The 24,936-nt window shown below is 43.2% G+C and carries 22 protein-coding genes; 9 read left to right on the plus strand and 13 right to left on the minus strand.

The window, feature by feature from the left end; all coding sequences use genetic code 11:
• Positions 1-4 precede the first annotated feature (4 nt).
• Positions 5-1,864 carry an Hsp70 family protein gene (locus tag L2W36_RS16350; RefSeq protein ID WP_236110634.1) on the minus strand — a complete coding sequence of 620 codons (1,860 nt, stop codon included), beginning with the start codon at positions 1,862-1,864 and terminating at the stop codon, positions 5-7.
• Positions 1,864-2,478 carry a DUF2760 domain-containing protein gene (locus tag L2W36_RS16355; RefSeq protein ID WP_236110635.1) on the minus strand — a complete coding sequence of 205 codons (615 nt, stop codon included), beginning with the start codon at positions 2,476-2,478 and terminating at the stop codon, positions 1,864-1,866. Before L2W36_RS16355 ends, L2W36_RS16350 begins: the two co-directional genes overlap by 1 nt.
• Positions 2,479-2,811: 333 nt before the next feature.
• Between L2W36_RS16355 and L2W36_RS16360 the strand changes: the two genes are divergently transcribed.
• Both L2W36_RS16360 and L2W36_RS16365 read left to right on the plus strand, forming a co-directional pair.
• Complete coding sequence (locus tag L2W36_RS16360; protein WP_107306888.1) at positions 2,812-4,347, plus strand: sensor domain-containing diguanylate cyclase; 1,536 nt, start codon at positions 2,812-2,814, stop codon at positions 4,345-4,347.
• A gap of 88 nt (positions 4,348-4,435) precedes the next feature.
• The gene (locus L2W36_RS16365) at positions 4,436-4,966 is read left to right on the plus strand and encodes a 3'-5' exonuclease (protein WP_107306887.1); all 531 of its coding nucleotides are present in this window, start codon (positions 4,436-4,438) and stop codon (positions 4,964-4,966) included.
• 73 nt (positions 4,967-5,039) lie between these two features.
• Here L2W36_RS16365 and L2W36_RS16370 read toward each other — a convergent pair whose 3' ends face one another.
• The 3 genes from L2W36_RS16370 to L2W36_RS16380 all read right to left on the minus strand — a co-directional run bounded on the left by L2W36_RS16370 (position 5,040) and on the right by L2W36_RS16380 (position 7,890).
• Positions 5,040-5,486 (minus strand): tellurite resistance TerB family protein, encoded by a 447-nt coding sequence (locus L2W36_RS16370; RefSeq protein ID WP_062460505.1) that lies wholly within the window; start codon positions 5,484-5,486, stop codon positions 5,040-5,042.
• Between the two features lie 71 nt (positions 5,487-5,557).
• A complete protein-coding gene (locus tag L2W36_RS16375; RefSeq protein WP_236110637.1) occupies positions 5,558-7,480 on the minus strand; it encodes an alkaline phosphatase D family protein in 1,923 nt (640 codons plus the stop codon).
• Between the two features lie 23 nt (positions 7,481-7,503).
• A complete protein-coding gene (locus L2W36_RS16380) occupies positions 7,504-7,890 on the minus strand; it encodes a hypothetical protein (protein ID WP_031494491.1) in 387 nt (128 codons plus the stop codon).
• Between the two features lie 250 nt (positions 7,891-8,140).
• On the opposite strand from L2W36_RS16380, the gene L2W36_RS16385 reads away from it, so the two are divergent.
• From L2W36_RS16385 to L2W36_RS16410, 6 genes are all read left to right on the plus strand, one after another.
• Positions 8,141-9,472: a MipA/OmpV family protein gene (locus L2W36_RS16385; RefSeq protein ID WP_236110639.1), complete on the plus strand. Its 1,332-nt coding sequence runs from the start codon at positions 8,141-8,143 to the stop codon at positions 9,470-9,472.
• Positions 9,473-9,586: 114 nt separating this feature from the next.
• A complete protein-coding gene (gene hrpA / locus L2W36_RS16390; protein WP_268980760.1) occupies positions 9,587-13,507 on the plus strand; it encodes an ATP-dependent RNA helicase HrpA in 3,921 nt (1,306 codons plus the stop codon).
• Between the two features lie 185 nt (positions 13,508-13,692).
• On the plus strand, positions 13,693-14,205 hold the full coding sequence (locus L2W36_RS16395) for a porin family protein (RefSeq protein WP_006071435.1): 513 nt from the start codon (positions 13,693-13,695) through the stop codon (positions 14,203-14,205).
• 219 nt (positions 14,206-14,424) lie between these two features.
• Positions 14,425-15,543, plus strand: a complete 1,119-nt coding sequence (locus tag L2W36_RS16400; protein WP_236110641.1) for a linear amide C-N hydrolase — start codon at positions 14,425-14,427, stop codon at positions 15,541-15,543.
• 128 nt (positions 15,544-15,671) lie between these two features.
• Positions 15,672-16,001, plus strand: a complete 330-nt coding sequence (locus L2W36_RS16405) for a hypothetical protein (RefSeq protein WP_006071437.1) — start codon at positions 15,672-15,674, stop codon at positions 15,999-16,001.
• Positions 16,002-16,268, plus strand: coding sequence for a VOC family protein (locus tag L2W36_RS16410; RefSeq protein ID WP_236110642.1), 267 nt, complete (start codon positions 16,002-16,004; stop codon positions 16,266-16,268). It begins immediately after the preceding gene.
• 194 nt (positions 16,269-16,462) lie between these two features.
• Here L2W36_RS16410 and L2W36_RS16415 read toward each other — a convergent pair whose 3' ends face one another.
• The gene (locus L2W36_RS16415) at positions 16,463-16,948 is read right to left on the minus strand and encodes a hypothetical protein (protein WP_006071439.1); all 486 of its coding nucleotides are present in this window, start codon (positions 16,946-16,948) and stop codon (positions 16,463-16,465) included.
• Positions 16,949-17,082: 134 nt separating this feature from the next.
• Complete coding sequence (locus L2W36_RS16420) at positions 17,083-18,564, minus strand: carboxypeptidase M32 (protein ID WP_236110643.1); 1,482 nt, start codon at positions 18,562-18,564, stop codon at positions 17,083-17,085.
• 167 nt (positions 18,565-18,731) lie between these two features.
• On the opposite strand from L2W36_RS16420, the gene L2W36_RS16425 reads away from it, so the two are divergent.
• Positions 18,732-19,373, plus strand: a complete 642-nt coding sequence (locus L2W36_RS16425) for a LysE family translocator (RefSeq protein WP_236110644.1) — start codon at positions 18,732-18,734, stop codon at positions 19,371-19,373.
• Between the two features lie 418 nt (positions 19,374-19,791).
• Here L2W36_RS16425 and L2W36_RS16430 read toward each other — a convergent pair whose 3' ends face one another.
• The 6 genes from L2W36_RS16430 to L2W36_RS16455 form a co-directional block, all read right to left on the minus strand.
• A complete protein-coding gene (locus L2W36_RS16430) occupies positions 19,792-20,058 on the minus strand; it encodes a DUF2960 domain-containing protein (RefSeq protein ID WP_038230574.1) in 267 nt (88 codons plus the stop codon).
• Between the two features lie 27 nt (positions 20,059-20,085).
• Positions 20,086-21,858 (minus strand): bifunctional molybdopterin-guanine dinucleotide biosynthesis adaptor protein MobB/molybdopterin molybdotransferase MoeA, encoded by a 1,773-nt coding sequence (locus tag L2W36_RS16435; RefSeq protein WP_181359038.1) that lies wholly within the window; start codon positions 21,856-21,858, stop codon positions 20,086-20,088.
• Positions 21,859-21,860: 2 nt separating this feature from the next.
• A complete protein-coding gene (mobA, locus tag L2W36_RS16440) occupies positions 21,861-22,469 on the minus strand; it encodes a molybdenum cofactor guanylyltransferase MobA (protein WP_107306879.1) in 609 nt (202 codons plus the stop codon).
• On the minus strand, positions 22,447-23,169 hold the full coding sequence (locus L2W36_RS16445; RefSeq protein WP_031494333.1) for an energy-coupling factor ABC transporter ATP-binding protein: 723 nt from the start codon (positions 23,167-23,169) through the stop codon (positions 22,447-22,449). Before L2W36_RS16445 ends, mobA begins: the two co-directional genes overlap by 23 nt.
• A gap of 63 nt (positions 23,170-23,232) precedes the next feature.
• Positions 23,233-23,931: an ABC transporter permease gene (locus tag L2W36_RS16450; RefSeq protein WP_006071480.1), complete on the minus strand. Its 699-nt coding sequence runs from the start codon at positions 23,929-23,931 to the stop codon at positions 23,233-23,235.
• On the minus strand, positions 23,931-24,764 hold the full coding sequence (locus L2W36_RS16455; RefSeq protein WP_268668056.1) for a substrate-binding domain-containing protein: 834 nt from the start codon (positions 24,762-24,764) through the stop codon (positions 23,931-23,933). The genes L2W36_RS16450 and L2W36_RS16455 overlap by 1 nt, the downstream gene beginning before the upstream one ends.
• Between the last annotated feature and the right edge of the window lie 172 nt (positions 24,765-24,936).

Consider the following 24,936-nt stretch of genomic DNA (forward strand, 5'->3'; position numbering starts at 1 on the left):
ATTGTTATGCGTCTTCGCGGACGTCAAATTCAACGTGCCATTTTTGGCCATTATCCGAAGCGATGGCTTCCAGATATAGAGTGCCAAGTTCAGTAACGCGCGATGATAGTGTCACAGGAACCACTTCGCCAACGCTGCGGCCTTCTGATACTGGCAAGGTAACTTGAATTTCTGGCAGTTCTTCAAGCTCTTCTGGTTGCCAAAAGTCAAGATGAACTCCTGCCTCATCATCACGGCGGGTAGTTGAACCGAAGAATTGGAAATGAACAGGTTGACCAATGACAAGTCCAAATTCTTGACTTGGGACTTGAACACTACTGCCTTCTTCCATACCGAACGGTGCAACACAAAGGGCTTCCATTGGAGGAGCCATTCCCGGAATCGCAGGCATCGCACTTTCAATGCCGATGTAATAACTCGAGGCAATACCGCCGCGAATTCGAACACCTTGACCACGTCGAACGCTACCGTAATAAGCTGCACCACTTGCAACGGCAAGATCTAAGTCTAGGCCAGAAAGCATTTTTGCCTTGTCTGAGCCCGCAGTCTCAAGCCACGCGTTAATGGTGTTGAACAAACGATCAGAGAGTAGTTTCGATTTAAGTACACCGCCGTTAAAGAGCAGGGCTGTCGGCTTTACGAACTCAGGTGCTGGTTGCATGCCAGGAATACCTGCAAAGGCGTTATCTGTTGCATTGCTTTGGCGGCTCAAGAATGCAGCAATATGGCGAGTAATCGCCGCATCTTGTGCGTAAGGAAGGCCCATTTGCGTTAATGCACCGCGAGCACGTTGAACCGGATGGTCTTGAATGCCCACTTGTGGGAAGAAGCCGTCTACAAGAGTTTGTTGAACTTCCTGCTGGGTCAGTTCAGTTTTCAGCGTTGCGCCTAGTAACTTAGAGCCACGACTAGGGACAACAATCGGCACTGCTTGCAGCTCAGAGTCATTTAGTAAGGCTTCTTTAGCGTCACGGCAAGCATGAGTCATTGCTTGAACTTGCCATGGTTGCAATTCTTTACCATCTTGCGCTAGCTTCATCTTTAGGCGATAAGCTAAAGCAAGATCCATATTGTCGCCACCGAGCAGAATATGCTCACCAACGGCAACACGTTCAAGGTTCAGGTTGCCATCTTGTTCCGTCACTGCGACCAAAGATAAGTCTGTGGTACCGCCACCGACATCGACCACTAAAACAACATCGCCAACATTGACTTCGTCACGCCACTTATCGTCGCTGTTGTCAATCCAGCTATACAATGCCGCTTGAGGCTCTTCAAGTAGGGTTAGGTGAGCTAATCCAACGTTACGAGCAGCTTCTGCAGTAAGATCGCGCGCAGCAGGATCAAAAGAAGCAGGAACGGTAATGGTTACGTCTTGGTCTTCGAGCTTATGCTCTGGGTGCATGTGATTCCATGCATCTTTCAAGTGTTCTAGATACAGCTCAGTCGCACGAAGAGGAGACACTTTGGTGACTTCTGGACTGCCTTGTGGAAGAAAGCTCTCACGTCGGTTCACACCGCCGTGACACAGCCAAGATTTAGCACTCGCTACGAGACGAATAGGTGTTTTTGAACCAAGGTTTCGAGCAACGGCACCAACCAGAGCCTTTGGCTCACTTGTCCATGGCAGAGTGCGGGAGCCTTGTCCCATCTCGTGCTCATGAGGTTGATATAGAAATGAACCTAGTTGTTTGAAAGATTCTACAGTACCGGGCGCTGTAAGCTGTGGAATAGAAGCTACTTCTACTTGCGCGGACTCATCTGTCGTATCAAGAAACGACATAACACAGTGCGTTGTACCTAAGTCGATACCGACACTGTAATGAGCAGATGGCTGATTCTGTTCGTGCGTTGATAGCTCCATTATAGCTCTACCTCTGCTGGTGCGATGACAGATGCGTTGTAGTTCTCAGACAACTTAGGCAGAGTTACTTTGTCGGCTTTCCAACCTTTATGAATTAGTGTGCCTGAGAATGGTGCATTACCTGTTACGTTGCCAGTTAGGCGAACAGATTGCGAATCAAAGCCTTCTTCGATTGTTACGCGAGTTTCTTCGTCTTCACTGCGAATTGGAGACAAAGCAAAGTACTCGGTGATCACTTTTTTACCGCCAGAATGGACAACACGAGCTGCTGCACCCACTTCTTCATCGGAGAATGAAGTTAGGTCTTCTTGCAGGAAATCGACCATGCGAGCTTCTTGCTGCATCAAAGACAGAAGTTGCATCGCAGAATCGGTAGAAGCAGTCGCAAGTTTAGATTCTACTTCTACAACTTTTTCCACGACTTTCTCAACTTCAACGATTTTTTCTACTGGCTTTTCAACCTCGACGATCTTCTCTACTGGTTTTTCGACCACTTTTTCAACGACTTTGCTTTTGCGTGACACCGCGATGGCAAGCAACAAAACGCTAGAAGCCGCTAGGCCAGCGTGCAACATGTCGAAAGTAGTTGGGATAACATTTAGATCGATGTTCATAGGAGTTTCTCTATGTGTCAGTCATTAGTTGTTAATTTTGGGGCGAAGTCTAGCATAATCAAGGCTCATAGCGCGATGGTTTCGCAATAATGTCATTACAAAGTGAGTTTTTTGGCGAAGAATTCAGCAGATAATGACGATTTTACAAATTTAGGTGATCTTCGCTGTTTTTTTTAACACTGTAACTTTTGTCCATGTCAGAGCTGTGTAAGATTTAACAGTAAAAGGTAAGGTATTGTATTTTCGGTACTTATATCACATGGCTAATAATATTTAATACAAATATAAAAACTGGTAACACTAATAAAACTATAACCAGTTAGGACAATATATATGGTTACAGGCTTAAGCAAAGAGGACCGTGGTGTCAAGCGGTACTCCGTGTTAGTACTAATTCTCGGATTGGTATTAACGATTTTCATTACACATCTTGTATATAAAGGACAAAAACAACTTTCCGATTCTAATTTTGAGTTCTTAGCTCAAAACCAAGCAGAGAATATAAAAGAACTTGTCATGTTGGACGTTGCTTTTATTGGCGCAGGAGCTAGTTTCTATCACGCAACTCAACCACCAACGTGGGATAATTTCTCCACTTTTGTCGCTCCATTGCTAGCAGATTCAAAAAGTTTGATAGCTATGCAATGGATGAAGAAGGTGTACCCTGAGCAGATTGAGTCGCACGTAGAGCGAGTCAAGCAACACTTTCCAAGTTATCAAATATATACGGTACCTAAAGACGAACCTCGCCAAGATGGTTATATCCTTGAAAATGATGAACCTATTTATGTGGCAAGTGATGTCTATCCTGTTAATGAAGCCAACTTACGTGCATTGGGGTACTACTCTTCCCGAGAGCGTGTTAGACGAGTGATTCGCAGCACACTGGAAACCGGAGAGCCGAGTTTGTCAGATAAGATTCGCCTATTACAGGACGGGTTTGATCGTTCGTTACCTAAACAAGGGATGCTAGTTTATCACCCAGTATTCGAGGTCGGTGATAACTCATTACGTGGAGTGGTTATTGGAGTTGTTCGGACAACCGCATATTTCGAGCAGATTGTTTCTCGAACCTCCATCGGTAAAGAAGTGGGTATTCAAGTTGTAGATTTAGGGTTTGATGCCGAAGATGACCCCATTATGTATGAGAATTCAGCGTGGCAAACGTTGTCTGGGGATATAAAGAGCATCATTGTGGATCTTTATGATCGACAGTGGAACATTCAGTTTAAACACGATTCAGAAATTTCTCAGAATGACAGTTTTATTCTCCTATGTGTTGCTTCAGGCGGTTTTATCATTTCGATTCTATTGGCTTACGTGGTTCAGTTAATGCTGCGTGAACAACGAAGATTGACCAAGTTGGTCAGTCGCAGAACACGTGACTTGCAATACTTAGTAGAGCGAGACCCTTTAACGGAAGTGTACAATCGACGCGCATTCAATCGGTTAGCGGATTACCATATTTCATGCAATAAGCCATTTTCTTTAGTCATTATTGATATTGATAAGTTTAAGCAAATTAACGATAAATATGGTCACGTTTCTGGTGATGAAATCTTGATGCAAGTTGCTGCGTATATAAAAGCGCAACTGTATCCCGATGATATGCTGTTCAGGCTCGGCGGCGATGAGTTTGCTGTGATAAGTCGTTGTGTTGACGAAGAGTTACTCAACATTTATCTAAACGAAGTGTGTGAAGATATTTCCTTTATGAAATGGGACACCATCGATCCAAACTTTGTTTGTACACTGAGTATAGGTGCGTCCGTATTTAGAGGAGAGTCCTTGGAGAAACTCATGAACCGTGCCGATGATTTATTGTATAGAAGCAAAGATAAAGGCAGGAACAGAGCAATGGTTGCTTGATTTTTTAGCGATTGAATGGAGAACTGTCGAGGTTTGACGTTTGATACGTTACAATCCGACGGTTCGTTTAACTAATCTTAAAATCCCTATGAATTATAATCGTGTCGTTTGTTTTGATCTTGAAATGTGTTGTTGGAATGTCGACGGTGTTGGCACGACTGGCGAGATAATTGAAGTAGGGCTAGCAGAAATAGATTTAGTTAAACAAGAAGTAGTGAAGCGAGCACAATATTACGTTAAGCCTGAAACTGACAAGGTGTCGTTATTTTGTACAGAGCTTACAGGTATAACACCACGTAAAGTAGAAAAGCAGGGGCGTCCACTAGCGTCTGTGATTCAGTCGATGGTTAAAAATTTTGGTGGGCCTAACAAAATTTATGCTTCATGGGGCCGAGACGACATTATCTTACTCGAAGAATGTCAATCGAAAGGCATCGAAATGCCATTCAAAGAGTTTGTTAATTTAGCGACCTTATATCGCATGCAGCATCGACTTAAAGATAAGCGTATTGGTCACAAAGCGGCACAAGAAAGCCAAGGAATAGAGTGGGAAGGCAGACAGCACTCGGGTTATGTTGATGCATACAACCTCGCTAAATTGGCATTGACCATGCTGTAACTTGCTGACTAAGAATGATAAAAGCCGAGCAGAGTTTTTCTGCTCGGCTTTTTTGTGCTCATAGCGTGTGGGATTACTGATCAGTAACTTGAATCTTAGCTCGAATAAACTCACTGTGATCAACATAGAGGAGCTCTGCTACTTTGCGAATCACTGCATCTTCTAGTGGGTCGATAACTCCGTCTGCGTTGGCGACTTCCCACATGGCTTTGATTAAATCAAAGCGCTTCTCCTGACTTAACTCTCTTAAGCTAGAGGTAAAGTCGTACAAAGATGCTGAGTTCTTTGTCTGTTCTTGTGCTTGAACCAATAGCGTTTTCGACTCTGATTCGTCAAGTCCTAACAGTCGTTCAATTAAAGATAGCTTGGCTTTTTCTTCTTGCTCTTCCACTTGATGATCGGCATTAGACACTTCGCAAAGCAGTGCAGCCATAGCAAGGTTAGGGCTAATTGACTTATTGTTAGATAAGTCATCGCCTTCAATAAGTTGTTTAAACATGGAAGTAATGGAATTAAACATGGCGTTACCTGATTTTATTGCTTATTTATAATACATAGTGATTGTTGAGCCAGATCACAAGTAATTAGAGTTTAGCTTTCGGAATTAGTTTCAGGGAATGTGGTTTTTGTGCCATCTCCATGAAGGACCGATATCTCGATAGGTTTGCCTTCATTATCCAATCGTACCTTTCCGATACCACTTTTATTGACCAGGCGATTATGATGACTTGGTTCGGGCTTACGTTTGAAGATCTTCAAACGCTTACGCTTAGTAAATAAGTTGAGCGGTGAACGTGGAGAGTAAAGCCATTTATCGAGAGTGTCACAAATCGTAAGCAGTGGTTCCGGAAACTCATTCTTTATTCCACTACAGGTTATTTGGTAAATGTGCGAGTCCGTCTGCTTATAACGAAGTTTGACGTCGTAGACGAAGGAGTAGTGTACGTCACCCGACAAAATGACAAAGTTCTTAGGTGTCTTAGTATGGGTAAAAATAGACAGTAAAGTATTGGCGCTTCCAGGATGAGCCATCCAGTTTTCAGCATCAATAATTAGTGGATTACCCATTTTTGTCGCCATACTTTGTAGTGTTTCTATAAATTTCACACCAAACATAGGTGCGGGAGAGACAACAACAACAGAGTCTAGACCGATGAGCTCTTGTTGAAATTCAACCATCGCTTCCCAGTCCATTAGACCAGATGGCTTATTTAGATTGGATTCGGAACGCCAGCGTCGTGTGCGAGTATCAAGAACCACTACTTTAGGTGATGAATCAAGACTAAAGTGCCACTTCTCGTATCGCAGCAATTGCGTAATTAAGTCATCGTGTTGGTCTTGCGCGATGATTTTGTTTGCGTTGGCATAAGAGAACAGCCCAACCAAACTGTTTCGCCAGTCATTCTTCATCTGAACTGGCGTATTACCCCAAGCTTGGCACAGTAGATAGGACAATAGAGCGTTACCTATTATTCGCTTAGAAAACGCGTTCTCGTAAGCTGCTTTTTCCCAGCCAACAGTTAGGTTCCAATCGTCAGTTACGTCGTGATCGTCAAAAATCATATAACTTGGGACATGTGCCATGACTCGCCTGACCTCAGGTAATCCAGCGACAAATTTATCGAGCTCTGCTTTTTCCTTGCTCCAAAGAGGTTGGTCTTTTTCTAGTAAAGGTTGGTTCTCAGAATTATCGTTGGGACGCAGTTGGTCAAACTGAATGGCATCCCAGAGTTCAGGAGACCAATTAAGTATGTACATCGCCAGAAATTCTGAGAAGCTAATCAGATGATTTTCGCACTCTCTAGAGCTGAAAATAGGTGTGTCACCTTTATTAATCAGACGCTTTAGACGATGAGTCTCATCTTGGTATTGGGGGAGTATTTTGTCTCTAGAATAGAGAGCGTTGGTACAACGATAGAGTTCATCTGCATCTCCAACAGGCGCACCAATAAATGACTCACTAGGTAACTCAAGTAATTTGATGACTTTATGGATAGCCACCAACATGGGGCCGGCAACATGATCAGCGTATATTTGGTCGCCAGTGAGTAACAGAAGGTCTGGTCGATCATTGTCTTTTGTAGGAGTCGCTAACTGATCGAGCAATGAATCAACTTGAAGCAGGCTGTCTTCACTATGATGATGTGGGTTTCTACATGAACCGTGAAGAATATGATCAGACTTATCTGACAATATGATGTCTATCCAAGATGACGATGAATAGAACATGTTGTCATTAAGAACGCTGCTCTTGGATTCTCGCCAAACCACGTTATAACCTAGGCGGCCAGTCTGAGACGTTAAAAGATTAGTGTGGAACTGAATGATCCATAGCTTGTTGCTTATTTTGTAGACCTGCTCAGAATCAAAATCACTGTAGGAAATCACATCATCGTTATTGATCGCAAGTTGAAGGTTTGAAGGACACAATGAGGTCGCCAACCATAGGGTGATATGCTGAGGGTTAGTGCGACGTAATATTGGTCCTGCCAACACAGGATTGAGCTTTTTCATGAGGCGTTCTTTCTACTTACTTTCTAGGAATGTTCCAGTGCTGGGTGCTCTGATGGTGTCGTAGCTTCATTCATTTGCTCAAGCAATTCGACAAACTCTGAGCTACTCGTTTCATGACCGATTAGGAAAAAAGCAGTCAAAGCATCCAAAAGATGCTCTTTATTGTTGCTTTGGTCGATCATCTGAGCTAATCGCTCACGAACTAGCTCTATTTCATGCTCAACAAATCCTCGACCTTCAAATGTATCTTCCGCTTCGTCAGGAGCGTTGTCGAACTCTAAGAATAACAAGTCATTATCGACTTTGGCACTCAAAAGTCGTTCTGGAAGCCATGTCTCACCTGTGACGACATCAATATGTTGATCGTTTGGCAAAGATTGGAGAATTTTTTTTAACTTTTCTACTTTCACGATTCGTCTAAATAGTGGAAACTATGACACCCATCACTGTTGGTTATTTATTGAGCCATAAGGCAAATAACAGTGTGGTGACATAAAAATATGCGTTAACCCCATAATATACAACTCTACTTCACTGAGGTAGCTGTTGTTAGGTTATTTGATAAATGGCGTGTGAATTTTGGCTATCAGTCAAAATAGTGATTACGTGCTCCTTAGCTTATTAATTGTAAACATATTCCAGTTGGAGAAACTGCAAGACATGATAAAGAGAAATCTCGCGCTCGCGACCGCAGCATCACTTTGTACAGCACCAGTGGTATTGGCAGAAGAGTCAGCGCAAGAAGCGGATTGGGGCATTGCAGCAGTGTGGCGTACAGCGAACATTCCTTTTGATACCAAAGGAAGTGATACCTCCGTTAGTACCTTTATTCCGATGATGTTCTTTAAGAATGACTATGTCTTTCTAGACGGTACTATGGCAGGCGCCCACCTCTATAAAACGGATGACAAAGAGTTAGAGCTTAACGCCATTGCGCGTATGCGTTTTATCGACATACCAGCAGACGAGCAAAATGCCGTTGGGGGAGACACTGCGGATTATGGTTTGCAAATGCGTTACAACTTTGATGACGCTTGGCACTTCGACACTGAGCTAATGACAGACGGACATAACCGTTATCATGCAAACTTTAGACTTCAAGGTATGCTTGATTATGGTGACCTTGAATTACGTCCTAACGTTACACTACGTTATAAAGATGCTGACTTTAACACCGAATACTATGGTACATACCGAGGCACTACAGATAGCCTAAGTGGCGGTATGGACTATGCGATGGGCGTTGATGCTAAATACCACGTCGTATCAAACCTATACCTTGTAGGTGCGACTAATATTCGCATGCTAGATAACCAAGCGTATCATTCATCAGTGATTAAAGAACGTTTTGAAGGCGAAGTGTATTTCGGTGTTGGTTTCTTCAACGAGAAGAAAAAATCAACATCAAAAGCGAAGCAAGTACGTCGTGATATCGGAGCTAAACCTTATGTGCGTGTAGCTCATGGTTATGCGTCACCATCGGACATGGGTGATATCCTGACCTTTAATGGTAAGCGCGATCCGTATAATAACCAAGTAACATCAGTATTTTATGGCCATCCATTAACGGATGAGTTGTTTGGTATGCCGTTGGATATCTATTTGAGTCCGGGTATTGCTCACCACTGGAGTTCTGAGGTTCAAGGCTCTGGTACAGAATTTATCACGCTTATCAAAGCATATTACACATTTAACTGGCCAGTGAAGATGCGTTTAGGTGTGGGTAACGGCCTGTCATATATCGACAACATTACCTATATCGAACAACAAGAGATGGATAAAAAAGAGAAGCGTGCGAGTCACCTTATGAACTACATTGATATTTCTTATGATATCAGCATAGGCTCTATTATCGGTAAACCAGAGCTTGAAGAGTTATGGTTGGGTTATGCTCTGCATCACCGCAGTGCGATATTCGAAGCTTCGTCCCAGTTTGGTCGAATCAAAGGTGGTAGTAACTACAGCACCTTCTATCTTCAATACCACTTCTAATCAGAAAGCTCCGCATTGCGGAGCTTTTTTGTATCCTTCTCGCTTAACGCGAATTTCCTACCTGTGCTACAATCCGGCCAGTTTTTAATAGTAAAAAGTTAAGTAGGGAACGTTTTGACTTCCTCTCAAAATTCCAATCAACAGTCGCAAGTGCGAGCGAATAATCCAGAGTCACTTAAAAAAGCATTAAAAGACTGTATGATTCGCGACCGCTTTCGTTTGAGTAAGCGTATCGCAGGCGCAACAAGAATTAAAAAACCAGAAGCTCAATCTGCAGTATTCGACGAGATTGCTATCGATATTGCGCGATCGATGATGGTTGCTCAACAGCGCGCAGCTACAAAACCCACCATCAACTACCCAGAGCAGCTGCCGGTTAGTCAGAAGAAAGATGAAATTGCCGAAGCCATTGAGAACAATCAAGTGGTTATTGTGGCGGGTGAAACAGGTTCAGGTAAGACGACTCAGCTACCAAAAATTTGCTCAGAATTAGGTCGAGGACAATTTGGCTTAATTGGTCATACACAGCCTAGACGACTTGCTGCGCGCTCAGTGGCAAATCGTATTGCCGAAGAGATGGAGACGTCACTCGGCGAGTTCGTTGGGTATAAAGTCCGATTTAACGATCAGATTTCTGAGAATACTCAAGTGAAGTTGATGACTGACGGTATCTTACTGGCTGAAATTCAACACGATCGTTTTCTTAATCAATATGACACCATCATTATTGATGAAGCGCATGAGCGTAGTTTGAATATCGACTTTATTCTGGGGTACTTACGTGAGTTACTCCCGAAACGCCCTGATTTAAAAATCATCATCACTTCAGCGACCATCGATCCAGAGCGTTTCTCAAAACATTTCAATGACGCGCCGATTATTGAGGTTTCGGGACGAACATACCCAGTTGAAACTCGCTATCGCCCTCTGTCTGGGGACGATGATGGCGATAGAGATCAGCTAGAAGGCATTTTCGAAGCGGTAGATGAACTGTGTGATGAAGGTCTTGGTGACATTCTGATTTTCATGAACGGTGAGCGTGAGATTCGTGATACGGCGGATGCATTAGCAAAACGTAACCTTCGTGATACTGAGATTGTTCCATTGTACGCTCGATTATCCGCTGGCGAACAGAATAAGATCTTCCAACCACATGCAGGTCGACGAATTGTACTCGCCACTAACGTTGCTGAAACATCTCTGACTGTTCCGGGAATTAAGTACGTCATTGATCCAGGTACCGCTCGCATTAGTCGATACAGTTATCGCACAAAGGTTCAGCGTCTTCCTATTGAGCCAGTTTCTCAGGCAAGTGCAAACCAGCGTAAAGGTCGATGCGGCCGTGTAGAAGAGGGGATCTGTATTCGTCTGTATTCGGAAGAAGATTTCGAATCACGCCCAGAATTCACTGATCCTGAAATTCTTAGAACCAACCTAGCGTCGGTCATTCTGCAAATGACGGCTTTGGGGTTGGGCGATATCGAAGCTTTCCCATTTGTTGAAGCACCTGATAAACGCAATATCCAAGACGGTGTACGTCTGCTTGAAGAGTTAGGTGCTATCAATGATAAAGCAAAAGATCCTAAGAAACGTTTAACTCCAATTGGTCGTAAGTTGGCTCGCCTGCCAATCGACCCTCGTTTGGCTCGAATGGTGATAGAAGCACCAAGACTTGGATGTTTAAAAGAAGTCATGGTTATCGCTTCTGCATTGTCTATTCAAGACCCAAGAGAACGTCCTAGTGACAAGCAGCAATCGTCTGACGACAAACACAAGCGCTTTTTCGATAAAGAGTCTGATTTCCTGACGTTTGTAAACCTATGGGATTACATTCAAAAACAACAAAAAGCGTTGTCTGGAAACCAATTCCGCAAGCAATGCAAGCAAGACTATTTAAATTACTTACGTGTACGTGAGTGGCAAGATGTTTACTTCCAAATACATCAAGCCATGCGTGAGATGGATGAAAAGCTCAACCAAGAACCAGGCAGTTACCAATCGGTCCATACTGCCTTACTGGTTGGCTTGTTGTCTCATATTGGTGTGAAAGACCAAGAGAAAAATGAGTACCAAGGGGCTCGAAACGCACGATTCCATATCTTCCCGGCTTCAGGTCTGTTTAAGAAGCAACCTAAGTGGATTATGTCGGCAGAGCTGGTGGAAACCTCTAAGCTCTGGGGACGTATTATCGCCAAAATTCAACCAGAGTGGATTGAGCCTCTAGCAAAACACCTAATCAAACGTAGCTACAGTGAACCCCATTGGTCTAAGAAACGCGCAGCCGTAATGGCACACGAAAAAGTGATGTTGTACGGAGTACCAATTGTTCCGAAGCGATTGGTTAACTATGGTGCGATTGACCCAGTTTTAAGTCGCGAACTGTTTGTGCGCAGTGCCTTAGTTGAAGGGGATTGGGAAACCAAGCACGCATTTTTCAAACAAAACAGAAAGCTACTACAAGAAGTAGAAGAGCTTGAGCACAAGTCGCGTCGTCGGGATATTCTGGTTGACGACGATGAGCTGTTTGATTTCTACGATCAACGTGTAGGTACGGAAGTTGTTTCTGGGCGCCATTTTGATACGTGGTGGAAGAAAGCAAGCCAGAAGAACAAAGAGCTTCTTAATTTTGAAAAAGAGATGCTGTTTAAGGGCGACGCTAGTCATGTCACCGATCTTGATTATCCTAATTTCTGGCATCAAGGTGGATTTAAACTCAAGCTAAGTTATCAGTTTGAACCTGGAGAAGATAGTGACGGTGTAACAGTGCATATCCCATTACCTATCCTTAACCAAATTGATAGTGAAGGGTTCGATTGGCAAATTCCAGGGTTGCGACACGAACTGGTGGTGAGCTTAATCAAAGCATTGCCAAAGACACTACGTAAGAACTTTGTTCCAGCGCCAAACTACGCAGACGCATTCTTGGCTCGTGTCACACCGATGGAAGTACCGCTTTTAGATGCATTGGAAAAAGAACTTCGCCGCATGACCGGTGTGGAAGTATTAAGGGACGACTGGAATCTAGAACAACTTCCTGATCACCTGAAAATTACTTTCCGTGCTGTGGATCATCGCAATAGAAAGCTTAAAGAGAATCGCAATCTCTATGAGTTAAAAGAGAGCCTGAAAGACAAAGTGCAACAAACTTTGTCTAAAGTTGCTGATGATGACATTGAGCAGCAAGGTTTGCATACCTGGAGCTTTGGTGAACTGCCAAAAGTCTATTCGCAAAAGCGCGGTGGATTTGATGTGAAAGCTTATCCTGCTCTGGTGGACAATAAAGACAGCGTTGAAATTAAGTTGTTTGAAACGGAAGTCGAACAAGAGCAGGTCATGAAAGAAGGGCAACGTCGTTTGCTGCTACTGAATGTGCCGTCTCCAATTAAATATCTGCACACCAATCTTCCGAACAAATCTAAGCTGGGTCTCTATTTCAACCCTTATGGCAAAGTGTTAGACTTAATTGATGACTGTATAGCGTGCGGTATCGATAAGCTTATCGAAGGTCAAGGTGGCTTAGTTTGGGATGCAGACAAATTTGAGCAACTTAAAGAGTATGTGCGTGGAGAGTTGGGCGATACAGTTGTAGACATTGCACAGCAAGTGGAAACAATCCTGACGACTGCGTTCAACATTAATAAAAAGCTAAAAGGTCGCGTAGACTTGACTATGGCATTCGCATTATCGGATATAAAAGCGCAAATCGAAGGATTGATTTTCAAAGGCTTCGCAACCGAATGTGGCTGGAAACGACTGCCGGATATTCTGCGTTACTTGAAAGCAATTGAGAAACGTATGGAGAAGTTACCGATTGACCCAAATCGAGATCGCATGCACATGCTAAAAGTGGAATCCGTCACTCAAGACTACAAAGAGTTACTTAACAAGATTCCAAAAGGCATGAAAATACCAGAAAATGTTAAAGAGATTCGCTGGATGCTAGAAGAGCTACGCGTGAGTTATTTTGCTCAGCAGCTCGGTACGCCATACCCAGTGTCCGATAAACGCGTATTGAATGCGATAGACGCTTGCTAAGTGTCCAACTAAATAGATTCTATGCAAAAATGTGATAGATATAACTTCTAAGCGTATGAGAATTCAGAAAGTTTTACCGAAAATTAAAACTAGAAGGATTCTCCTACGATATAGTGTGTGATATATAAAGCTCCGCGGTGGCTTTCATTGGACTCGCCGCATTTTATTAAACAAGAAGGTTACAAATGAAAAAGACACTTTTAGCGCTTGCGCTTGTTGGTGCGTCGACGTCAGCGTTTGCTGATGCGTGGTTGTATGGTGGTGTTTCTGCTGGTCGTGCAGACTACAATGGTAACAGCGATACCCCAATGGGTTTCCACGTTGGTACTGGTATTCTGCCTATCATCGGTATTGAAGGTGGTTACTGGAAACACGGTAACTTCGACGGTACTAGCGAGGGCAAGAAAGGTTACGCAGAACTAGGTTCTTGGTACGCAGCACTTAAACCAAGTATCGATATTGGTCCAGTACAGCTTTACGCTAAAGGTGGTTTACACTACTACAACGCTGATTATAAAGATGGTCTAAGTGGCAGCGACAGCGGTACAGACTTTATGTACGGTGTAGGTGCAGAGTACTTCGTGACTGATATGCTTTCTGTTGGTGCGAGTTGGCAACGTTTTAACGGCGTTAAAACCAAATTTGATGACAAAGATCTAGATAGCTTTACCATCAATGCTACACTTCACATCTTCTAAAACTGTGTAAGTGTGTAAAAAGGCGACCTTGGGTCGCCTTTTTCGTACCTGGTGATCTAAAATTGTACGAATAGAGAGTCTTTTGGTGGATTAAAATATCAATTAAGTAACTGAAAAGATAATTCTTTTCATCGTATTGCAATTTCCATTTTCAACTAAGAGAACTAGGTCTACACTCATAGCACTACAATGTGTAGCCTTACTTTTAGGTTGTTTGAAATGTTCAGAAAAACGTTAATTGCGATAGTGCTTTCAGCTAGCGTTATCGTACCTGCTAGTGCTTGTACTGGCATTTCTCTTTCTACGGTCGGAAACGACTTCATACAAGCTCGCACTATTGAATGGGGTGAGAGTAATCTAAATAGTAAACTGATCATCTCTCCGAGAAAGCACCAGTTCACGTCGATTATGCCCGATCATAAACAAGGATTCAGTTGGGGTAGTCGTCTAGGTTTTGTTGGTATATCAGTAAGTGATGACCGGTTTATTGGGGAAGGGGTTAATGAGGCTGGGTTGAGTGCCGGACTATTCTATTTCAAAGGGTACGGTTCGCTAAAACCGTACAACGAGCAAGCAAGACAGAAAAGCATTACCGATATGGATTTTGTACGTTGGATGTTGTCGCAATTTAAAACTGTCGATGAAGTAATAACCGCGATGAAATCTATAGATATCGTGCCAGTATATCTAGATGCTAAAGAACAGCCTTCACCAACAGGGCATTGGCGTGTAACGGACAAAACAGGTCGAAGTGTTGTGATTGAAATTATGAACCAAGGAGAGGTGCATATTTACGAAAATGAAGTAGGCGTTCTGACTAACTCTCCAACGTTTCCTTGGCAGGTGACCAACTTAAACAACTACCTACACTTACAACCTGGAACCAGTGCTCCTCGGCAGTTTGGAAAGGTCGAGGCAAAATCATTCGGTATCGGTTCAGGGTTCTTAGGCTTACCTGGAGACATTACGCCGCCTTCTAGGTTCGTACGAGCGGCATTTTATGTCACCACTGCACCTGAACTCAAAACCTCGGCACAGGCAGTTTCTCAAGCCTTTCATATATTGAATAACTTCGATATTCCAATTGGCTCTGAGTTTGGCCCGCAATATCGAGAGCATATCCCAGATCTACCAAGCGCGACTCAGTGGACTTCAGTGGTTGACCAAACCAATGGCGTTCTCTACTACAAAACGATGAACGACAGCCGAATTAAGAAAGTGGATCTTGCTGCGTTAGATTTTTCTGCAAAAAGCGAGATTAAGAAAGCGTTAGATGATGGAAAGTTTGAATTTGAAGATATTACACAAAGCGTGCAGCCCGCAATTAATAATCAATAAATCCGATAAAACTACCATCATGGTTCTGATAAAAGCGACTCAATTGGTCGCTTTTTCAATGATGTTAAAAACGACTAAGAATACTCCCATCTTTAAGGTGCTAAGGCGATTGAATAGGGGAAAATTGAATGTTTGAACAACTCGTTAAGGTATCCGAGGAACTTGGCACCGAAAAACCACACAGAACCTATCCGTTCTTTTTACAAAAACTTGTAGAAGAAGTCGGCGAGCTATCAGTAGAACTACAGATTAAAGATGGCATCACTCCTACTGAAAAAGGTGGAAGTGATGGTGTTGTAGGTGAAGCGTGCGATGTTATTAACTGCGCTATCGACGTCGCTTGGAGAGCACTGCATGAGCAAAACCCAGACCAAAGTTCAGAGGAAATTGCTCGTTTAATCATGGATATTTGCCTAGTAAAGAGAGAGAAATGGCTGTCAAAAGTGGAAGGTATGTAAGTGGATAAACCGTTTGAAGACCATGGATTATTTAGTTGGTCAGAGTTGATAACCCCGGATTTTGAACAAGCATGCCGGTTCTATGAATCAATGCTTGGTTGGAAGTTAAAAGAGGTAGCGGGTCGAAATGGTAGTCGCTACGCACTGGTTACAAGTGATAACGCTACGGAACCTTTTGCTGGCATACTTACTGTCGATGATAAGGATATTCGAGCACATTGGCGCACCTACGTAACCGTTGACGAAGTTGAAGTTATTGTGAACTAAACAGAATTAGTCGGCGGTTTAGTATTGGTTCCAGTGACGACTATTGAGCGTGTCGGTAAGATAGCGGTGATAGAGGATCCATGTGGCGCGGTTATTTCAGTGATTGAATACGACTCAAAAAGATAATTTTCAGCAGAAGTAATGGCGGGGGATAGAATAGGTCTCCCCCGAATCATTATATGTTGTGTCGATATTTAACCTTGAGCCTTCACAATGTCATGCGTACAGGTAATGGTATAGGTTACCGTTGCCGTTTTATCTCCATTTTCCTCAAACTCAAATTCTCCAACACTTGTGTAACCGTGAGCTGTGTTCTCACCGACTTGAACTTCGACAGGAGCGTTCTGTAAGTCTTCTACTTTGTGTGCAGTCCCATCAATTTCCAACGTAGTATTTTGTGCTGTAATTTTGTCATCGTCAGCCTCGAAGTGAGTGACTTGGAGCTTTGGGTTCATATGATTTTCGTTATGATTAGAAATAACTTTAAACGTTGCACCATCTTCAGGAACTTGGTTTCCAAAACCTAAGGTGCCGGTCGCCTCGCTGTCAACTTGTACACCACACGTTTTATCAATGTGTGCGGAGTAAATTAGCTTAGGACCTTCTGAGGAGTTCGCTTGCACACTTGTAGCGATGAACAAGCTCGGAATTAATAATACCGATAGTGTGGACAGTTTCATTTCTATTGCCTTTATTGACTAACTATTAATAGGCAATGTTAAAACGGTTACCGTTGAATTACTTATCACTTTGCGCCACAGACTGGAAAGTGTTGACTCGCCAAGTCGTCTAACTTCGCGAGTCATGACCGAAACTATAAGTAACGTTTTTCTAAATGTGTTCTAAAGAATTGAGCGTTAAGTTCTGAGCCAGTCGCTTCTTTAACCAACTCTCCAGTAGCAAGCGTACTTGCCTGACTCCAAATATTGTCACTTAACCAATCAAAGATCGGAGCCAATTCTAATGAAGAGATTGCGTTGTCCACATCCACCTCTTTTCTCATCGCCGCCATAAACTGCGCTGCATACATTGCCCCTAAAGTGTAAGAAGGGAAATAACCAAAGGCACCATCTGTCCAGTGAATGTCCTGCATGCAACCGTCTTTAAAGTTACCTTGTGTGGAAAGACCGAGGTACTGCTGCATCTTCAGATTCCACAGTTCAGGAATATCCTTATAGGAGATCTTACCATTCATCAAATCTCGTTCGATCTCATAACGAAGAATGACATGGGCAGGGTAAGTAAGCTCATCCGCATCAACGCGAATATACCCTGGTTGCACTCGGGTATAGATTTTCTGTAGATTGTTTGCTTCGAATACTTTCGCGTCATTAGTTGAGAAGTGTTTTTGAGCCAGTGGCGCTAAGTTGGCGATAAAAGGTTGACTTCTGCCTAATTGCATTTCGAAGAACAAAGATTGAGATTCATGAATACCCATTGAACGTGCTTGGCCAACTGGTAGTCCTGCCCACTGTTTTGGTAAGCCTTGCTCATAACGAGCATGACCGGTTTCGTGGACAATTCCCATTAAAGATTGAACAAAGTCAGATTCATCGTAGCGTGTTGTGATCCTGACATCTTGAGGCACACCACCACAGAAAGGATGCGAACTGATATCCAGACGACCATGGTCAAAGTCGAACTGAAGAAGTTTCATCACTTCCAATCCAAGCGCATTTTGATCTTTGGTACTGTATGACTCTTCAGTGGTATAAACCGACTCTGTTTTTTGCTTTTCAATGACCTGTTGAGTTAATTCTGGCAACCAAGATACCAAGTCACCAAAGATTGAATCGAGTTGCTGTGAGTTTACCCCCGGTTCATAGATATCCAGCATCGCATCATAAGGAGTTAAGCCTGATTGTTCCGCTCTAATTTGGGCCTCTTCTTGCGATAGTTTCACTACCTCTTCGAAGTTTTTACAAAAGCCATCCCAATCATTGTCACCACGCTGTGTACGCCAAGCGTGCTCGCACTTGGATCCAGCAAGAGACTTTGCTTTCACTAATTCTTCTGGAACGACAGTGGTAAGCTGCCATTGTCGTTTCATTTCCCCTAAGCTGGCTCGTTGTGAAGGGTCGAGTTCATCACTCTGAGCTTGTTCGAACCATTCTGCTAGCTGCGGCGCGGTCGATAGTTGATGGATATGAAGTGACAGTTGAGCCATCGCTTCTGAGCGGGCTTGGTTACCTCCAGATGGCATCATTGCCGCTGCATCCCAACCACATATAGCGGATAAATGGCTGAAATTAGAAATTGTTTTATAGTGTTCAACCAGTTTGTTGTAGTTTTCCATGTCTTATGACCTTTTGCGTGAACGATTGTCCTAACTTAACACTAACAAGGAGTTACGGAAAGTAGCCGATAAAATCTGGAGAGGAAATCCAAATTAACCATGGATTTTTAATCGGAGTTACCTCAGAATTCGAACTCTGATGTTTTAGAAAGATGACAGTGGACGTTATGCATATTCTTAACCTTGAAGCCTTCCTTATTGCTATTACTATTCTTACACTAACGCCGGGACTAGATACGGCGCTGGTGATTCGTAACACCTCTAGAGGCGGCTTCAATGATGGTGCAATAACCAGTTTTGGCATCTGCTTGGGGCTATTTGTTCACGCAACATTCTCAGCTCTGGGTATATCGGTGATACTTACGCAGTCAGCGGAATTGTTTGCGTTTGTAAAGACGTTGGGGGCTGCTTATCTAATTTGGTTGGGTATCTCAAGTTTACGAGCGTTAAAATCAAATCAGGCCATAGTACTAGAGAAAGGAGAGGTGAATACCGTAGCAGCATCGCGTTCACTAAGAGAAGGATTCTTGTCTAATGTGTTGAACCCAAAAACGGCCGTATTCTACTTAGCGTTTTTACCTCAGTTTATTAACCCAGAGTACTCGCCATTTTTGCAATCATTGTTAATGGCCGCGATTCACTTTGTCATCGCTATGGTGTGGCAGTGTGGACTATCGGGCATGCTTAATTCCGCTAAATCACTTCTTAACAATGGAAATTTTGTTCGTTGGATGGAAGGTACGACCGGTGCAGTACTGATCATTCTCGGTATTAAACTGTTGGTTGAAGAGCCGCCGATGAGTTCTTAGCTTTTTCCAATGAACGTTGCGCGGTATAGAATTGATTTAGTGTGACGGTAGGGGACTTCAATAGAAATTTATCGAAACACTGATAGTATGCTTTGGAGTCACTTATTTGCTTGCAGTAATTACGAGCTTCTAGATTGTGGTTGTATAGTTGAGTTTCGCTCGCAAACTCGTTGTACGAGGCGCACCCACCTAAAATCATCAAAGTTGCTACTAAAGAAATTACCTTAATCATATTCGCTCTATCGCTGTTTTTGTTGTAATGAATATTACGAGTCTGCTGATAGAGTTAGTTACCATTTCATGCCATTAGTTCCACTGAACAATAAAATTTTTATATGGTAAACGTTTGGTTTCTGGTCGGGTGAATAAAAAAACACCGAGTCAATCGACTCGGTGTCCTGGTTATCGAATTCAGTAACTATATCGGCTTTTTGCCGACTCCGAAGTTCTCTTTAGGCATGAGAGTTATTTTTCCAAAGCCCAATTTCTTAAAATGATTATCGCGATAATTGCGAACAGCCTTGGTATCCGAAACGGCTTCGATTTGCTGTTCCATTCTTAAGAAATCAGAAAGGTCGATGCCCTCTGCTTCAGCGACAGCCTCATGAATATTGCGATGCTGTTGGTAAGAAAACGTCAGTGTTTTCTCTTCATTCTTGTATTCGTAAATGATGGTACGAGCCATGATTTTCTACCTGCTGATAATTTAGCGCTAGATTCTGCCTTGTAGCGGGATAATTGTCACGCTTTCGCCTGCTTTTACTGTATCGATATGTGGTGCAATCTCTATTAGGCAGTTTGCTTCACTCATCGAACGTAGAATACCCGAGCCTTGTTTCCCCGTCGTGCGAACCATTAATTGTCCTGATTCTTCATCAAGCTCGTAGAATCCTCGGCTAAACTCTGTTCTTCCCTGACGAGAGCGCAGTGGCTCAGAGGCAATGGCGACGGCTTTGTGTGGTACAAACTGTCCAACACCTTGCATCTTCTTAATCGCGGGTTCAACAAAGTTAATAAACGACACCATTACGGCGACTGGATTTCCAGGAAGTCCAAAGAAGGGTGTTCCATTAATGTCACCAAAAGCGAGAGGGCGTCCCGGGCGCATATTAATACGCCAAAAATCAACGTTACCGTGCTTTTCAAGAACGTTCTTAATAAAGTCAGCATCACCGACAGAGACACCACCTGAGGTAATAACCAAATCCGCGCTGCGACTCGCTTCAGTGATCGCATTCTCCATAATGGACTCATCATCTTCAAGAATGCCAAGATCTATAATTTCACAACCTAATTTCTGCAACATCGCCATGATGGTAAAACGATTAGAATCATAAATAGAGTGAGCACGCAGAGGCGTTCCAGGGGCTTGAACTTCATCACCTGTAGAAAATACCGCGACTTTTAGGCTACGATTCACTTTTACGCTATCTAGTCCAAGTGAGGCGATCATGCCCATCTCTGGTGCCTGCAACAATGTGCCGGTATCAAATACCGATTGGTTGATCGCAAGATCTTCTCCAGCTTGACGAACATTCTGTCCGGTTTTAATACCGGCATCACCAAAACTCACTCTATCGCCATCAACGTTAGCCTGTTCACGCATTATAACGGTATCAGCACCAGCTGGCATTGGTGCTCCAGTCATGATTTGTACTGACTCACCAGAGCGAAGTTCTTGGTCGTAGCCATAACCTGCCATCACACTCGCGACGACATTGAATTGTTTTAGTCCAGCATCGGCACCAATGATGGCATAACCGTCCATTGCTGAGTTGGTAAACGCTGGCACATTAATAGGGGACGAAATATTCTCTGCTAGCGTGCGGCCATAAGCATTGGTTAGTGGGATAGTTTCAGATGCAGACAAAGCATTTACGGCGTTAAGAATTTGCTCTTGGCCTTGTTTCACTGATAAGAAAGCGGGTGATAGCGTATCGCAGCACGCTGCTTCTTTCTTAGGGCTAGAGGTATCTGGGCTAACATAATTTAGGATGAACCTTGTGATGGCGTCTAAATCATTGATGCTCATTGTCGGTAGGGACACATCCAACTCACTATCACTAGCGATAGCAATAATATTCTCATCACTTGGGTGTAGCCAAGGTTTGCCCACTTCTTTACGGTTGAGCTCAATCTTAGGGAAAGCGATGTTCTTGCAACCTTCAACTAAAATCAAATCCAGCGCTTGATGATCAAAGCGCGTCAACAAGTATTCAAAATTTGCTTCAGCCTCAGGAGTTTCCGTCATCAATGCATGTCGATATCGAGAAGAGATCAACATTTGGCTCGCACCAGCTTTACGAAGGCGATAGCTGTCTTTTCCTGGTTTATCTACATCAAAGTTATGATGCGCATGCTTTAACACACCAATTCTTAGTCCGGTATCGGTTAGTTTTGGAAGTAAGGCTTCCAATAATGTTGTTTTACCAGTACCGCTATAAGCAGCGAAACCCAGAAGCGGGACATTATTAATGGATTTGATGGTCATAGAGTGCTCTTCTGTGAATGCTCAATGGTTGCTGATAGTTTCGACAGCTCTTCTGGTGTATTTAGATTAACAAAACAATCGGGATTATCTGAAAAATCAACGTACTTGGTATTGCACTCTTTGTATAACAAAATGATTTTTCTATCGCCACGCTCTAAAAATGCTTCCAATTTAGGTAGAACTCGCTTGTGAAACATGGTGAAAACAGGCTGATGAAAATCGCCATCATGTGCCACAAGAATGTCGGTCGAGTCTTCGACAGCATGACAAAAACGCTCAACAATACTTTCATCGATAAATGGACTATCACATGGGACAAAGCCAACCCATTCGGTTGACGAAGCGGCTAAGCCAGCGTGCATCCCACCAAGAGGTCCCGGATAATCTTTATACGTATCGCTAATAACGGGAGCATATTGACTATATAGGTCTATATTACGGTTGGCATTAATGGTAATGGATGAAGTTTGTGTGTTGAGCCGTTGTAAAACATACTCGATTAAGGGCTTACCATTAAAATCTACTAAGCCCTTGTCATTTCCGCCCATACGAGACGCTTGGCCTCCGGCGAGGATAACCCAACTAGTCTGAGTTGGATGCAACATAATCACTCTCTTGATCGGTTTGTTTTTTATCAATAATTTGTAGCAGTGGAGATTCTATCAAGGTGCAATCTTTTATCCACCATTGTTTTCGACACAATTTAGTTAACGCATTGGATTGATGGCTCGTAACTACAATACTAGAACCGTGCTTTAACAGATCCTCAGCCATGAAAACCAAACGTTCTATTGACTCTTGGTCAAGTGAAGCGCTTGGTTCGTCCATTAACAAAATAGAAGGTTTCAGAACCCAAGCGCGAGCCATAGCGACTCGCTGTTTTTCACCACCAGATAACACTGATACATGCTCGTCAGCGAGCGTTTCAAGCCCGACTAATCGCAACGCCGCAATTACTTCTGCGCGCTTATCATGGGCTTCAAGTCTCTTATGCTTAATGCCATACGCGACATTTTGATAGACCGAGCCATCAAAAAGGTAAGGGGATTGGTGAAGATAGATAACGTCTTTGCGACCAGAACCACCAAACAAGCGTGACATTATACTTTGGCAACTAGGAAACACCTCACCTGACGTAGGTTTTAATAAGCCAGCCAATATCTTCAGTAGTGTAGTCTTACCGACGCCATTATCGCCTTTTAAGTAGACGGCTTCGTTTGGTCCGATCGTTAACGATGGTATATGGAATAAGACACGGTCTTTGAACCGCATGGAAACCTGCTTTGCCTTAAGCTGTATTGTCATTATTGTCCCTCAAGCAGAGTCTTGAATTAATTATAGTGTTTGAAACAAAAAACGTTGAGCAAGTTAAGTTCTTAGAACGCCTTTACCTCGCATTGATGACAGCATAAAGTTGAGCACTAATGCCAACACCAACAAGACGATTCCTAAGGCGACACCTTGTGCGAAAGCTCCTTTGTGACTTTCCATAGCAATGGCGGTAGGGATATTTCTGGTAAGGCCCATGATATTGCCACCAACCATCATTGAGCAGCCCACTTCAGTTACGATTCGAGAAAAGCCTGCAATCACAGCAGCCATTAACGGAAAACGCGATTCCCAAATGAGTGTCATAAGTGTTCTAAACCGAGAGACACCTAGTGTTACAGAGGTTTCCATTGCTCTTCGGTCGGTGCTTTGTAACGCGCCATGCATCATTGACACCAAAACTGGAAAACAGATCAGTATTTGACCCACAATCATGGCTCGTTGAGTAAACAGCATTTCCCAGTCACCTAAAGGTCCAGAGCGTGATAGCAGCATATACAAAAGCAAGCCAATCACAACGGTGGGAATCGCTTGCATGGTGTTTACTAATGAAAGTAGAAACCACTTGCCGGGGAAATTGCTGTAGGCCAGAAGATATGAGGCAATAATAGCGGGCAAAACAACCAGTGACACAGCTGATATAGAGACGCTAAACGAAACGGCTACGATACGCCATAGGTCTTTATCGAGGCTAAATAGGAGGCTTAACGCCTCCATAGTGGTTTCAGTGATGCTCATTAACTGTTCGTTTTCTTCGCATCAGCGACAAACAATTGTTCGCCCATTTTACGATAGCTATTGATCATAGATTGTCCCTTATCTGATACCAACCAATCACTCAGTACGCGAGCGCCTTTGGTATTAAGGGTAGGGTAACGTTCAGGGTTTACAATAATGACTTGGTACGGGTTGAAGAGTTGCTTGTCGCCTTGGAATAAGATTTCAAGGTCTAGCTTAGCTTGATAGGCAAGCCACGTCCCTCTGTCTGTCATTGTGTAGCCTTGCATTTCTGAAGCCATATTAAGTGTTGGCCCCATACCTTGACCTACCGAACGATAGCCGCCGAAGTTAGGTTCAATCTTGGTTTGTTTCCAGATTTGCAGTTCTTTTTTGTGAGTACCAGAGTCATCACCTCGAGATACAAAAATGGCGTTAGTTTTAGCGATGTGGGAAAACACTTCTTCTATGGTTTTCTGATCATGAACGTCAGCGCTGTCTTTCTCTGGTCCTACGATAACGAAATCGTTATACATGACGCTACGTGGTTCTATGCCATAGCCAGCATCGACAAAGTTCTGTTCCGCTTTTGGAGCGTGTGTCATTACAACATCAACATCTCCATTTTCTCCCATTTTTAGAGATTTACCTGTACCAGCTGCAATAATATCAACTTGATAGCCAGTATCAGTAGTAAATTCTGGGAGCAAGTAGTCTAGAAGACCTGAATGATAGGTACTGGTTGTAGTTGCGAGGCGGATGCGAGATTGGTCGGTATCTGTATTATCTGCATAAGCCGTTGCAGATAGTGCTGCTAGAGACACAGCAGAAACCATTAATCTTGAGAATGTCATAGTATTGTCCATTTTGGTTATTTTTATCATTAATCTACGTAAACGCATGATAGTTTGGTGAAGAACAACGCCACCAGCACGATGCATGCACTAGATACCCTTCGTTATGTTTATGGTACCTGTTTCTATATGCGTGGTACCCATAAGCAAAGACAATGCCATAATTTCCTTA

The sequence above is a fragment of the Vibrio sp. McD22-P3 genome (genome assembly GCF_021568915.1).
Taxonomy (GTDB): Bacteria; Pseudomonadota; Gammaproteobacteria; order Enterobacterales; family Vibrionaceae; genus Vibrio; species Vibrio mediterranei.